The 13,330-nt window shown below is 62.7% G+C and carries 7 protein-coding genes and 1 pseudogene; 3 read left to right on the top strand and 5 right to left on the bottom strand.

What is annotated here, in order from left to right; translation table 11 throughout:
- A pseudogene (gene flaB / locus AB5Y51_RS06475) lies at nt 1-260 on the bottom strand (flagellin B); the annotation flags it as partial.
- Between the two features lie 607 nt (nt 261-867).
- Nucleotides 868-1,773, bottom strand: a complete 906-nt coding sequence (locus tag AB5Y51_RS06480) for a flagellin (RefSeq protein WP_368178181.1) — start codon at nt 1,771-1,773, stop codon at nt 868-870.
- A gap of 382 nt (nt 1,774-2,155) precedes the next feature.
- Here AB5Y51_RS06480 and AB5Y51_RS06485 point away from each other — a divergent pair, with 382 nt between their 5' ends.
- Both AB5Y51_RS06485 and AB5Y51_RS06490 read left to right on the top strand, forming a co-directional pair.
- Entirely contained in the window at nt 2,156-2,788 is a 633-nt protein-coding gene (locus tag AB5Y51_RS06485) for a trimeric intracellular cation channel family protein (RefSeq protein ID WP_368178182.1), read from the top strand.
- A gap of 101 nt (nt 2,789-2,889) precedes the next feature.
- On the top strand, nt 2,890-3,282 hold the full coding sequence (locus AB5Y51_RS06490; protein ID WP_039038657.1) for a hypothetical protein: 393 nt from the start codon (nt 2,890-2,892) through the stop codon (nt 3,280-3,282).
- 75 nt (nt 3,283-3,357) lie between these two features.
- Here AB5Y51_RS06490 and thiI read toward each other — a convergent pair whose 3' ends face one another.
- Entirely contained in the window at nt 3,358-4,806 is a 1,449-nt protein-coding gene (thiI, locus tag AB5Y51_RS06495; protein ID WP_198497997.1) for a tRNA uracil 4-sulfurtransferase ThiI, read from the bottom strand.
- A 163-nt stretch (nt 4,807-4,969) separates the two neighbouring features.
- Here thiI and AB5Y51_RS06500 point away from each other — a divergent pair, with 163 nt between their 5' ends.
- Complete coding sequence (locus tag AB5Y51_RS06500; RefSeq protein WP_277856816.1) at nt 4,970-5,929, top strand: hypothetical protein; 960 nt, start codon at nt 4,970-4,972, stop codon at nt 5,927-5,929.
- An 88-nt stretch (nt 5,930-6,017) separates the two neighbouring features.
- Here AB5Y51_RS06500 and pbpC read toward each other — a convergent pair whose 3' ends face one another.
- Together pbpC and AB5Y51_RS06510 are read right to left on the bottom strand one after the other, a co-directional pair.
- Nucleotides 6,018-8,339, bottom strand: a complete 2,322-nt coding sequence (gene pbpC, locus AB5Y51_RS06505; protein ID WP_368178211.1) for a penicillin-binding protein 1C — start codon at nt 8,337-8,339, stop codon at nt 6,018-6,020.
- A gap of 52 nt (nt 8,340-8,391) precedes the next feature.
- Nucleotides 8,392-13,236, bottom strand: coding sequence for an alpha-2-macroglobulin (locus AB5Y51_RS06510; RefSeq protein ID WP_368178183.1), 4,845 nt, complete (start codon nt 13,234-13,236; stop codon nt 8,392-8,394).
- Nucleotides 13,237-13,330 lie beyond the last annotated feature (94 nt).

Here is a 13,330-nt window from a genome sequence, read left to right on the forward strand (position 1 = left end):
CCTGTCACTTCGTCCATGGCCCCTTCAGCGGTCTGCGCCAGAGAGATGCCATCGTTGGCGTTGCGGTTGCCCTGGTCCAGGCCGTTTACCTGGGAGGTCAGACGGTTGGAGATCTGCAGACCCGCCGCATCATCCTTGGCGCTGTTGATGCGCAGGCCGGAGGCCAGACGGGTGTAAGAGGTATCCAACGACTTGGTGGTGTTCATCAAGTTACGCTGGGCGTTCAGTGATGAAGTGTTGGTGTTGATAAACATGGCCATAAAAGGTCTCTCCTGATGAACAAGGAACTGCGGGCCCTGTGTGTTGTGTCATACACAATCAGGTTCCCACCGTTCAGATGGACAGATTGAACGGTCTGTCTCATCTGGCGGGTCAGCTGTTTGAACGGACATCGGACCCGCAGTTGCGCAAATGTTGGTTTTCCGAACACCCCTCGATTTGCTTCATCTTCTGTAACGGCCTGCCTCTCAGAACCTTTAAAACAATTTATGCATACCAGATCACTAAAGTGAGAAAGCGGAGCCTTGGTAGCCCATCGGCCACTTCATTTCCCCCTCCCTTGCTCCTCTCCCGCCTTTTTCATATCTGATGCCATAAATTGGCATGGGTTGTGCAGTGTTCTCTGTGTCGCCATTTTTTCGGCGCCCATAAAAAAGGCCGACAATGTCGGCCAAAGAAGAGCTTACGCTCAGGAGAACAACCTCGAGGGTGACAGAGTGAACGATCTGCGCAACACTCGAGGGGTATACCAATAAGAGAACTTCTCTTTCGATAGAACAAGGCGTAAATCCGAACACCCCATTGTTCCATCTTGTTTACCAGGGCGGCCTGAACAACCGCCCTTTTCTTTTTCTCGGCATCAGGACCTTAGTTCTGCAGCAGGGAGAGTGCAGACTGGGGACGCTGGTTGGCCTGGGCCAGGATGCTGGAAGCCGCCTGTTGCAGGATGTTCTGCTTGGTCATGTTGGCGGTCTCGGTCGCAAAGTCTGCATCGCGGATACGGGAGCGAGCGGCAGAGACGTTTTCCGAGATATTAGCCTGGTTGCGAATGGTGGAGTCCAGACGGTTTTGCACCGCACCCAGTTCGGCACGCTTGCTGTCGACCACGGTCAGCATGGAATCAACCGCAGCCAGCACGTTTTGGGCGTTGGTCTGGGTACTGATGCTGATACCGCCAGCTGCAGCTCCGTTAGTGAAAATGGCATCGACCGCAAGGGTACCACCACTTGCTGCCGTTACCGTGGTGTTCGCTGCCGCTGCGATTCCAGAGATACTGAAACCGTTGGCCTGACTCAGGCTGAAGCTGATGGTCTGGTTGGCATCAGCACCTACTTGGAAAGTACCGCTAAATGAACCATCAAGCAGCTTGGTCCCTGCGAAGGTGGTTGCAGAGGAGATACGGTTGATCTCGGCCCCCAGCTGATCCACTTCTTTTTGCAGGGCTTCACGATCCTTGGCGGAGTTGGAACCGTTGGCGGATTGTTGAGCCAGGGTACGCATGCGTTGCAGCATACCGGTCACTTCATCCATCGCCCCTTCAGCAGTCTGAGCAAGGGAGATGCCGTCGTTGGCGTTGCGGTTGCCCTGGTCCAGACCGTTGATCTGGGAGGTCAGACGGTTGGAGATCTGCAGACCTGCCGCATCGTCCTTGGCGCTGTTGATGCGCAGGCCAGAGGCCAGACGGGTGTAGGAGGTATCCAGGGATTTGGTGCTGTTCATCATGTTACGCTGAGCGTTGAGCGATGAAACGTTGGTATTGATATACAGACTCATGATTTTTCTCCTAAGCTATTAAAATTTAACTTTAATTCACTCAGGCTTTATTGTGTTTTGTGCCTGATATGTTTAGTTAACGGCGCCTTTTCACAAGACTTTAATTTCTTTTTTCTGCCTTTATGGCAGTAATCGCCGCCTAACCTATATATCGGCCTCTATTCCTCACCCTTGAGAAAAAAATCGGGATTTTTTGTCACCTGACAGCCCGCCCCCCGGGCCATAGTGGCCGCAGCCCGCATCAGACAAGGCGGGAGCGTGATCTTCACCCAGCCTTCAGAAACCGGCGCTGGCTCCCACTTTTGCACGCCAGCATTGCTCATCCCCACACCTTGCCCCTAAAATCGCCGCCCCATCATCTATTGGACGTGAGTTGTTCTCCATGCAGACACTGGTTGAGCAGATTGTTTACATCAGCGACATGTTTGGTACTGCGGTATTCGCGTTTTCGGGCGTATTGGTGGCGGGCCGCCTCAGGATGGACGGCTTTGGTGTCATGGTGCTGGCGGCGGTTACCGCCATCGGGGGGGGCACCATCCGCGACATGATCCTGGGGGCAACCCCGGTCTTCTGGGTGCGCGACCCCCTCTATATCTGGGTGGTCATTGCCACGGCGCTCATCGGCATGTGGATGGTCAAACGGCCCCGCCGCATGCCCTGGTATGTGCTGCCGGTGGCGGACGCCTTCGGGTTGGCGCTCTTTACCGTGATCGGGGCACAAAAAGCCCTCAACTTTGGTACATCTGGGCTTATCGCCGTATTGATGGGCACCATGACAGGGGTCGCTGGGGGCATGATAAGGGACGTGCTGGCCCGGGAAGTGCCCATGGTGCTGCAAAAGGAGATCTACGCCACCGCCTGCATTCTGGGCGGTATCCTCTATACCCTGTCGCTGGAGGTCGGGGTAGAGAGGGTCAGCGCCATGCTCATCAGCATGCTCGGGGTGTTTGGTCTGAGGGTGGCGGCCATCTACTGGCACCTCTCCCTGCCCACCTTCTCGCTGCAGCGCAACTGAGAAGCCTCAGAGTGGGCGAGATCCCATCCCGGCAGGGACAAGATTGAACCAAGCCGGCTTTTCTGTTGTCATACAGGGGTCGTTTCAAGCCGGAAAACCTCATGCAAAAACTTGGGCTCATTACCACACTTGTTCTGATGATGGTGGCAGCGGCTCATGCGGGGGCACAGGCCCTGTTCGGGCGTCTGGCATCCACCCCGGTGCAGCAGTTCAACCAGCAGATCCGTCAGGCGAGCAGCAGTCAGCAAGGCTGGGTCAACGACTATCGCGAAGTGGCTCGCCGCTTCGTGGGCCATAAAGATGTACCCACCCGTATCCATGCTCAACAGCTGGACAACGATCTGGTGCTCTCGGTGGCCCTTGATGGCCAGCGTAGCGACATGCTCTACATCCTGACCCTGTTTCGCAGCAACAACCTGTGGCAGATGCGTCAGGCCGAGATGGGCTGGCGCTGTCAGGGTCAGGAAACCTTCACCCCGGTCCCCTGCCCCTGAGCGTCTACCTTCATCCGAGTGAAATAAAAAATCCGGCGCCTTGGCCGGATTTTTTATACGCGTCTTGCCGTCACATCACGGACGGTAGACCTTGACGTTGGCAAAGCCCTTCTCTTTCAGGTAAAGCGCCTGCAGTTTGCTCATCACGCCACGATCGCAATAGAGCAGGTAGGTCTTCTCTTTCGGCAGGTCACCAAAGGCGGTAGCCAGCTTGAAGAAGGGGATATGAATGATCTCGCGCCCTTCCACCACCAGCGGCTTGTCGTCATGCTCCTCCATGGAGCGAATGTCCAGGATCACCTCGTCGTCACCGCTCTCGGCGGTGGTCTCCACCTCCTGCACCTCGGCGGCGGTCTCTTCACCGATGCGACGAATGTCGAGGTAACGGGCCTCGGCCACCACCTTGTCCAGAATGGCAAAGTCGAAGTTCTCCTCTTCCGCCTCGATGCGGGAGAGCTCGGCCTTCACGGTCGGCTTCTTGGAAATCACGCCGCAATACTCCGGCATGGTCTCCGCGAACTCCAGGGTGCCGATGCGGCGGGCTTCGCTGATGATGTCCGGCTTGTCCCAGGTGATGAGCGGGCGCAGGATCACCTTGTCGGTCACCCGGTCGATGACGTTCAAGTTGGTGAGGGTCTGGCTGGAAACCTGGCCAACGCACTCGCCGGTCACCAGGGCCGGGATCTGGAACTCGTCGGCCACCTTGGCAGCGGCACGCATCATCATCCGCTTGAGCACCACCCCCATCTGGCCGTTGTCGATCTTCTCGAGGATCTCGGCCACCACGGGCTCGAAGTCCACCGCGGTGAAGCGCACCCGGTGGGAGGAGCCGAAACGGTTCCACAGGTGATAGGCCACCTGCTTGACGCCAATCTCGTGAGCCGCCCCACCCAGATTGAAGAAGCAGTAGTGCACCCGGCAGCCGCGCTTGATGAACTGGAAGGAGGCGACACCCGAGTCAAACCCGCCGGAGAGCAAGCTCAGCACATCTTCCTGGGTGGCGATGGGCATGCCGCTCAGCCCCTGGTGGATGGCGCTGACGATGAAAAGCTCCTCGCCATCGATCTCGAGGTTGATCTTCACATCCGGGTTCTTGAGGCGCACGCCGTTGCTCACGCAGTGCTGGTTCAGACCGCCGCCCACGTAGCGTTCAATCTCCAGCGAGGAGAATTCGTGCTTGCCGTGGCGCTTGGCACGCACGCAGAAGGTCTTGCCCTCGAGCTGATCACCCCAGACGGCTTTCACCTGCTCGAAGATGTCGTGCAGGTCGGTAAACTTGCTGGCCTGCACCTCGAGGAAGGCCTGAATGCCGGGGATGCAGGCAAGGGCTTCGATGGCCTGCTCGCGGAACTGGTCATTGCGGGAGCTCACGATCAGCTTGTCCCAATCCATCCGCACCCGGGCATCGTCGTCGAAGCGGCGCAGGACATTGCGGATATTGCCCTGCAGGATCTTGATAAAGCGCTGGCGAACCGACTTGCTCTTGATGGTGATTTCAGGGAACAGCTTGATAATGAACTTCATGGTAATGACTCGGTGGCCTTGATTTAAGGGCGCGAATTATATCAGAACTTTGTGACCAGCGCCTACTGCATGAGCGGCCGCTCACATTCCCCCACGCAAAGTTTGCCGCATCCGGGCAATCATGCGTATATTCCCACCCCTGCATCCTGGCAACACAGCATCCATGAAAACCCATATCTACTACCCCGGCATGGAGGTACGCGACGAGCTCTGGCTCAAGTTTGCCCTGCTCTATCTGGAGCGGCTCGCCTTCGTCTTCACCGTCAGTGAGAAGAGCGGTCTCACCGCCCTGCTGGAGACCCTGCGCCAGCAAACCGACCTGCTGGCCGAGCCGCCACGACCCGCCTTCTTCGCCCATATCACGCCCCAGGTGGAGAGCCAGATTGCCGGCCTGGTCGCCCCCGATTTTGTCCGCCACAAGGTGTTTGGCAACAGGGAGCTCATCGCCCGCTGGCGTTCAGCCCCCAACCACGACTGCTTCTGCCCGGTTCAGGCGGGACTGGAGCGGCTGCACGGGTTTTGTCTGACCCACGGCTTTGCGACGCAGGATGAAGGGGGGATCAGAATGGCGCGCCGCTTTGCCAACCTGCTCTCCATGCGCCTCGCCCGTGAGTGGGCACTCGCCAATGACGGGGCGCTGATTACCGATCACGACTATCTGGATCGGCTGCTCCATCTGCTCGAATCCCGCTACCACAACCGGGGCGGCCAGGACTGCTTCCACCTCGAGATCCCGCTGCAAGTGCCCACTCACCTGGCCGACATCCCGTTTGCAGAGCTCATTGCCCTGCGGGGGCGAAGCGGCTTTCGTCAGCAGCTCGCCGAGTTCCATCAGGCCCTCGATGCCCTGCTCGCCATGCTGGGCAGCGGCTACGCCGAACCCGCCGTGTTGACCCGCTTCGAGCAGGCCCAGCAGGGGTTCACACCCTTGCTGGGACCCGAGACCGTCACCCTGCCGCTCACCACGCTCGTCAGTACTGGCTTACCGGCCATGGCGATGATCCACCACCTCAAGGGGAGTCACCCACAGAGCGACCTGGTGTTTCATCCCATCAAGAAGAGCCACTTCCACCAGCGCAAGAGCCGGCATTTCTTCACCCGGCTGGGGCAGGTCAAGCCCTGACTCCCCGCCTCTGCCGGGGAATCGACAATCAACTGACGGCATCGGGACCATCACCGATGCCGTCAATATTCTGGCGCTCACCACGCCCTCAGGAGGGGTTTTCCAGCCGAAACTCGATGCGATCGCTGTTTCCCGCCTCATCCACCACCACCAGCTGATAGCGGCCCGCCTTGCTCACTACTTGATCCCCGTCCCAGCGCAGCCGCTGGCCGTTGAGAAACCAGGCCGGCTTGCCGACACCGCCGAGCACCTTGGGCTGCAACCGATAGCGCTGACTGCGGATAAGGTTGCCCTCCCCCAGTGCCAGGATGCGGATGGGGGCCTGCTGCTCGGCGCTCTGTCCCTCCCCCGCGCAGCCCCTGGCAAGCAGCGCCTGACGCCGCTCGCCCGGTGAGCGCCATGGCTCCAGCGACAGCGGCCAGAGCGCTCTAAAAGCGGATTGTGCCGCATCGTGGCAGCGGGTCAGCGTCGGCTTGCCGTCGACAGTGAGCGCAACCTGGCGCAGCGGCGAGGGCCAATCCATGGGATCCGGCAAGGTGGGAGGGTCGCGCCCTTCCAGCAGCCAGGCGCTCTGATGCTGCAAACAGGCCTCTGGCAGGGTCGCGCTCGTCTTGCGCCCCAGCGGCCAGCAAACTTCGGCCTCGCTCACCGTGTTGGGTTGTGCCGGCAGGGGGCTGTTGTCCGAGAGCCGCGAATAGACAGAGAGCAGCAGCGGCACTGCCGCGCTCTGTCCATAAAAGCCGGGCATGGGGGTGCCATCGGGGCGCCCCAGCCAGACGCCGATGGTCCAACGACCGGAGACCCCCATGGCCCAGCTGTCGCGATAGCCATAGCTGGTGCCGGTCTTCCAGGCCAGTCGATTGACCCGGCCAGTCGCCTCACTGGCAAAGGGCTGATCCGCGCGCCCCTGGGCGCTCAATATCTGCCAGATGATCCAGGCGGCCCCCGGGCTCAGCAAGGGGCGTGACACCGCCTGCTGCCCCGCCAGCCAGACCGGCATCGCCACCTGCCCCTGCCGGGTCAGTGCGCTGTAGAGCGCCACCAGCTGCTCGAGCCGAATGCCCGCCGCCCCCAGCGCAATGGCCGGATTGGGCTTGCCTACGAGCGCCAGCCTCACCCCGGCGTTGTCGAGACGGCTGACCAGTTTGTCGGGCCCGAGCGCCTCCAGCACCTGCACCGCCGGCACGTTGAGGGATTGCTGCAGCGCCTGAGCGAGCGTCACCGGCCCCTGAAAGGCACCGGAGAAATTGGCGGGGCGATAATCAGACCCCAGTCTCGGCGCATCGGAGAGCAGGGAGGCCGAGTGCATCAACCCCTCGTCCATCGCCAGACCGTAGATAAAGGGCTTCAGCGTAGAGCCGGGGGAGCGGATCGCCTGCACCATGTCGAGGTAACCGTGGCGGCGCAAATTGCCATACTCGGCGCTGCCCACATAGGCGCGCACCGCCATGGTTCTGTTGTCTACCAGGAGCAACGCCGCTGAGGTCTGCTCGGGGAAGCGGCGGATATAGCTCGCCACCCGCCCCTCCAGCCAGCGCTGCAGATCGCCGTCGATGGTGGTATGCACCAGGGCCCCGGCCTGATGGTCGGCGGCGAGGCGGGCAAAGAGCGGCGCCTCCATCGGCGTGAAGTGACCGCGGGCCAGCACAGGCTCGATGCGTCCCTCCAGCCACACCTGTTCGGGCCAGACCCCCTGCGCCACCAGCCGCTGCATCACCTTGTCGCGAGCCGCGCGAGCCCGTTCGGGATGCCGGTCCGGCCGGTTGCGGCTGGGGGCCTGAGGCAGCACCGCCAAGAGCGCCGCCTCGGCATGGGTCAGCTTGGCCGCGCTCTTGCCGAGATAGGCAAAACTTGCGGCCTGCACCCCCTCCAGATTGCCGCCAAAGGGTGCCCGGTTGAGGTAGACGGTAAGCAAGGTGCGCTTGTCGTAGTGCCACTCCAGTTGCAGCGCGCGCGCCATCTGGCGCAGCTTGCCGGGCACGCTTCTGTGGTAGGGCTCGATAAGGCGTGCCACCTGCATGGTGAGGGTCGAGCCCCCCGACACGGCGCGCCCATAGCGCAGCCACTGCCAGACCCCGCGCACCATGGCCACCGGATTGACCCCGGGATGGTGCCAAAAGTAGCGATCCTCGTAGCCCAGCAGCGCCTCGATATAGCGGGGGGAGACCTGCTCCAGGGTCACGGGGTAACGCCACACGCCGCTGGTATCGGCAAAGGCACGCAGCGGTCGCCCCTTCATGTCGAGCACCACCCGTGCGTAGGCAGGGTCGAGCGGCGGCGGCGGGAAAATACGATCCAGCGCCAGCAATGACAGGAGCAGTGCTACAACACCCAGCACCGAAAAGCGCAGCCAACGTGGCAGGCGACCAAGCCAACGCAAGCCAGCGTGGCCAGTGCGACCCAGGCTCAGCCAGCCACGCTGCCAGAAAGTGAGCGGGCGAACCCGCTCAAGGGAGGGTTTGTTACTCAGAGATGATCACCTCATGGATATCCTCACCCACGGCACGCAGCTCGGGTCGGTACATATCCTCCACCTGGGTCGGCGGCACCTGATAGCGACCCGGCGTCACCGCCCGCATCAGGTAGACCAGTTGCTGGTTACTCCCAGCGCTCAGATCCAGCGCCGCCGTGTAGCGGTCATCGCGAAACTCCTGATGCTTGAGGTAGTCGTTCCACTCGCTCTGCCACGCCGGTTTCCCCTCGATGGAGAGCTCTTCGAGCTTGATGCTGTTGCCAAGGGCCGGATTCTCCAGCTCAAAGCCGGCGGGCACCATCTCCACCAGCAGGGCATCGGGCACCGCCGATTCACTGCTGACATTGAGCCGCACCACCACCAGATCGCCCACCTTCACCTTGGTGGGATCAAACGGCTGACCGTCGCTGTTGAACCAGCTGCGGGTCACGCTTATCCCCTGACTCAACCGGGTAGGAGCCTGTTCGGGGTAGCCGATCACAGTGCGCTGCACATAGAGGGAGCCCTTGCCCTCGTTGGTGACGGCGCTCGCCGCCAGCGCCTCAGGGGTGCCCTGCTGCAGCGGAGCCGAACCGCTCAGGGATCCACTGCCAAGAGAGGAAGCCACCCTGGCCTGCCAGTCGACGGCCGGATCGACGCGGGCGAGTCGCAGCAGGGCGAGCCGCTCCTGAGTGCTGAGCCACTGACGATGGGCCAGGGTATCGGCCACCTTGGCACTGAGGGCCGGCCAGCGCTCCGCAGCCAGCTTGTGTTGGCGCAACAGGGAGAGCTCAAGGGCCTGATCGCGCAGCGGCGAGCCGTAATCCCCCAGATAATCGTCCCCGCGCTCGGTCGCCAATGCCCGGCTGAGGGCCTTGGCGGCATTCTGCTCATCCCCCATGGCCGAGAGCGCCAGCGAGAGGTGCAAGAGTGGCAAACCGGAGCGGGCGTGATCGGCCTGCTGCTCCCAGATAAGGCGCAGGGTAGCGAGCGGCGCCTTGCCCACCCGGGCCAGCACATAGGCGCTGTAGGCCTGATAGGCCAGCCGGCTGTGCTCGGGGGCACTGCTCCAGCGCTCGCCATACTGGCTGTCGGTGAGATAGCTCTGCAGCCGGTTCAGCGCCTGATTGAGCATCACCTCCGGCACGGCATCGCCCGCCTCCTTGCGCGCCAGCAGGTAATCGGCGGCATAGGCGGTGAGCCACTGCTCCTCGTCGGAGCGGCCATCCCACAGACCAAAGCCGCCGCTCGGCAGTTGCAACCGCTGCAGCCGTTGCAGCAGGGCGCGTTGCACATCCGCCTCGCTCGCCGCTTTCTTGCCCTCTGCGGGTTTGCTCCATGCGATGCGCTCATCCGCCGTGGTCAGCAAGTAAGGCCAGGCACGGGACAGGGTCTGCTCCAGACAGGCATAGGGGTAGTCGGCCAGCGCCTGCCACTGGGCTGCTGGATCCCAGGGCGGGGTGCCGGAGAGGCTGAGCAGCCCCTGCAGGTTGGCGCGATCCAGCCCGGCCAGCTCAGCTGGCGCAAAGCTCATCTGCTGACCAGGAGCCAACATCTGGTAGCGCTGGCGAGTCTCGGCCGGCCAGGGGGAGCGCAGCGGCAAAGTCCAGTCGCGGCTGATGGCAAAATCCTTGCCGCTGGCCGCCAACTGCAGGCTTGCCACACCGCTCGCCCCGGTCACGGTGAGCGGCAGGGTCAGCCACTGCTCTTCGCCATTTTTAAGGGAAAGGGTGCCGGGCAGCTCGCCGTTTGCTTTCAGCCCGCCGTTGAGGGTCCAGACAAGGGAGAGGGTCTGATCCTCACCGCTCATGTTGCGCAGCTGCACCAGGGCCCGGGTCTCATCCCCTCTGGCGCCAAAGCGCGGCCAGCCGATCTCTGCCACCAAGGGCGCCACCACCTTGACGGCGCGCTCGGCCTCACCGACCTGCTGTTCGTTCCAGGCCAGCGCCATCAGCGCCAGCTCGCCGTTGAAGTTGGGCAGCTCGAGCGGGATCACCGCCTTGCCACTCTCATCAAAACTCACCTCGCCGCTCCAGAGCGCGGCAATCTCGACCCGGCTCTCCAGCGCGCCGCCCTTTTTCAGCGGCGCCCGGTCACCCCCGTAGTTGAGGCGAGCCAGCTTGCCATCCTGCGGCGGGATCACCTGGCCGTAGTTGTCGAACAAATCCTGGGCGTAGCGCTTGCGACCAAAGAAGATCTCGAACGGGTCGAGGGGTTGATAATCGCTGATATTGAGCACACCCCGATCCACCGCCGCCAGCACCACGCGGCCCTGACTGTTGGGGGTGGAGGTGGCGGTCACTTCCAGCCGGGTGAGCGGCACCGCTTTGTCCGGCGCGCTCAGGGTAAGCGGCAGACGGCGCGCTTCCCGATCCAGGGTGAACGGCACCAGCCCGACCGAGCGCAGGCTCTGCACACTCTTTTGGCTCACCGGCTTTGAGTCACTGTCTGGCGCGGCGATCTGGGCCGAGATATGCAGGTCATGGCGCTGCCACTCGGGGCTGACCGGGATCTCGAATTCGCCTCGGGCATCCTTGGCATCGTTGCCGGCCCCCTTGAGCTCGATGCGCTGCCACCAGCGCAGGCCGTCACCATCTTCCACAAGCAGCAACCCCTTGCCGGGGCGCGGGGCCACCAGGGTCACTTTGGCCTTGTCACCCGCCTGATAGGCGCGCTTGTCGAGGGTGATGGCAATCTTGTCGGGCCGTGCCTGCTCGCCACCGCCGCCCCAAGCGTAACTGCCTATCTCCACCCGCAGGCTGGATTGATGGCCCTGACTGTTCTCCACTTCCAATCGATACCAGCCCGCCGCCAGTTGCAGCGTGAGCGGGGTCGGCCCCTTGCCATCCAGCTGCAGGGTCTGCTCCTGTTCCAGATAGGGCTGGCTGTTGAACTCGTACTTCCACCCCTCCCCATCGGCGTAGTGCCAGTAGTAGTCGCGGTACTCGTTGATGAGGCGCACCTTCACCGACCCCGCCACCGGCTGGCCTTGCTCATCGAGGTTGAGGATCTGGAAGGGGAGCGGCTTGCCCCCTTCCACCCGCTCCGCCACGAAATCGGCCTTGAGCGCTGGCCACTGGCTGCCCGCGGGCCAGCCATACTGGGTGCGGCTGCGATTGACGGCGCGGCCACCGGGTTCGGAGAGCGACACTCGATAGGCCACCTCCAGCGGCCCGAGGGCGCGCACCCCATCGAGCTCATCAGCTAACGAAAACGTCCCCTGCCCCTGCGCATCAAGGGTGAGACTGAGGGGCTCAAGATCCCTGGCCTGCTCGGCGAGCAGCACGTCACCCAGAGTGAACTCCTGCCACTGGGTGAAGGGCATGGTGGCGCGGCTTAACTTCACCTCCGCCTTGGCTTTGGTGGCACTGGCTGGTGCGCCGTAGAGATAGTCCCCTTGCAGCGGCAGAGTGAGGGCGGCGTCCAGACTCGTCACTTCCCCATCCGGCCCCTTGCCAAGCTGCAGTTTCAGGCGCTCCGGCAAAAACTCCTCCACCAGGAAAGGCCACTCGAAACGGCTGCCGGCGGCAGTCTTGAGGTTGATGGTCCAGCGCCCGAGCGGCGCATCATCCGGCAGATGCAGGCCGTAGTGGGCCGCGCCCAAATTGTCCGGCAGCAGGCGCTTTTGTTCGAGCAGTTGGCCGTCCGGCTGTTTCACCTCCAGCTCCACCGCCATGCCCGGCAGCAGCTGGCCATCCTGCCCCTTGAGCAGGATCTCGCTGTCGAGCCGCTCGCCGGGGCGATAGAGATCGCGCCCGCTGAACAGATAGAGCTGTTGGGCCTGCCAGGGCTGGGTGCCGAGATCGAAGGTGGAGAGATCGAGGGCCGCCCCATCGAGGCGCAGCACCGCCAGATGGTTGCCCTGCTCGGCCAGCAGCAGGCGAGCCCCCTGCACCTGATCGAAGCGGCGATGACCTTGGGGGTCGGTGGTTTGCACCTGCAGCCGGTTGCCCTTCTGGTCGAGCAGGGAGAGCTGCACATCCTTGAGGGGGTCGGCGCTGGCCAGGGAGCTGACGAACACCTCCAGCTCATCGCGGTAACGGCGGGCACTGAGCCCCATGTCGCTCACCGCAAAGTAGGTGGTCTCCTTGCGCCAGTCGTAGTTGCCAAGGGGCGACATCACCGCAAAGTAGACGCCAGCCTCCGCCAGCTGCGGCTCCTTCACATTGATGAGGCGGGTCTCGCGCCGGTTGGCATCGAGCTCCAGCGCATAGCGGCCGCTGAACACCCGCTTGGCCCGCTTGGTGATCTGCTCAAGCTCCCAGTTGCCCATGCCGGCACCGGGGCGATACTCGGCCAGGAAACGGGGCAGATACTCCGCATCGACCCGGAAGAAGTCGATATTGACCTCATCCACATTGACCGCGCTGATGGGCAGGCGCAGCTCGTCGCGCAGCGGCAATACCATGCCGCTCGCGGTAAACGACGCCCCCGCCTCCAGCGGCCGGGTCTTGAGGGTCCAGCGCTGGGGGGATGGGCCCAGCCCAGCCTTGAGGCTCACCTCGTAGCGTTTGTCGGGTTGCACGTTCGGGAAATAGAGGGTGCGACCATCGTCGGCGAGGATCCACTCCCCCTGCACCTGCTTGCCCCCTTCACTCACAGAAAGCCAGCTCTGCCAGTTTGCCTTGGGCGCCAATGGGCCGGAGAAGACCAGCGCCAGCGCCGGGGCATCGCGATATTGGCGAGCATTGGCTTGCACGACTGAACTCGGCTCCCCCGCCTCCTGCCGGGCAGTGGAGCCGGTGGTCGGAACCTGGCTGACAGGCTTGTCGGGGCCGCAACCGGCCAGCAGCAGCGCCGCCAGCCAGGCCACACGGGGAAGACGAGTCACGGGGCAGGAGAGAGAGAGGTGCATGGTGTTCATCCCGGGTTGGATCGCCGCAGCGCAGGAGCCAATAGAATAAAGCGTCACTCCCGGGAACACCAACTGCCATATCGGGCGGCATCGG

The organism is Aeromonas sp. R7-1 (assembly GCF_040908115.1).
In the GTDB taxonomy this organism is placed as follows: domain Bacteria; phylum Pseudomonadota; class Gammaproteobacteria; order Enterobacterales; family Aeromonadaceae; genus Aeromonas; species Aeromonas caviae.

Coding starts and splice junctions, on each gene's coding strand:
- AB5Y51_RS06485 (WP_368178182.1), top strand. CDS start 2,156: ATGCAGACACTGGTTGAGCAGATTGTTTACATCAGCGACATGTTTGGT.
- thiI (WP_198497997.1), bottom strand. CDS start 4,806: ATGAAGTTCATTATCAAGCTGTTCCCTGAAATCACCATCAAGAGCAAG.
- AB5Y51_RS06500 (WP_277856816.1), top strand. CDS start 4,970: ATGAAAACCCATATCTACTACCCCGGCATGGAGGTACGCGACGAGCTC.
- AB5Y51_RS06480 (WP_368178181.1), bottom strand. CDS start 1,773: ATGAGTCTGTATATCAATACCAACGTTTCATCGCTCAACGCTCAGCGT.
- AB5Y51_RS06490 (WP_039038657.1), top strand. CDS start 2,890: ATGCAAAAACTTGGGCTCATTACCACACTTGTTCTGATGATGGTGGCA.
- AB5Y51_RS06510 (WP_368178183.1), bottom strand. CDS start 13,236: ATGCACCTCTCTCTCTCCTGCCCCGTGACTCGTCTTCCCCGTGTGGCC.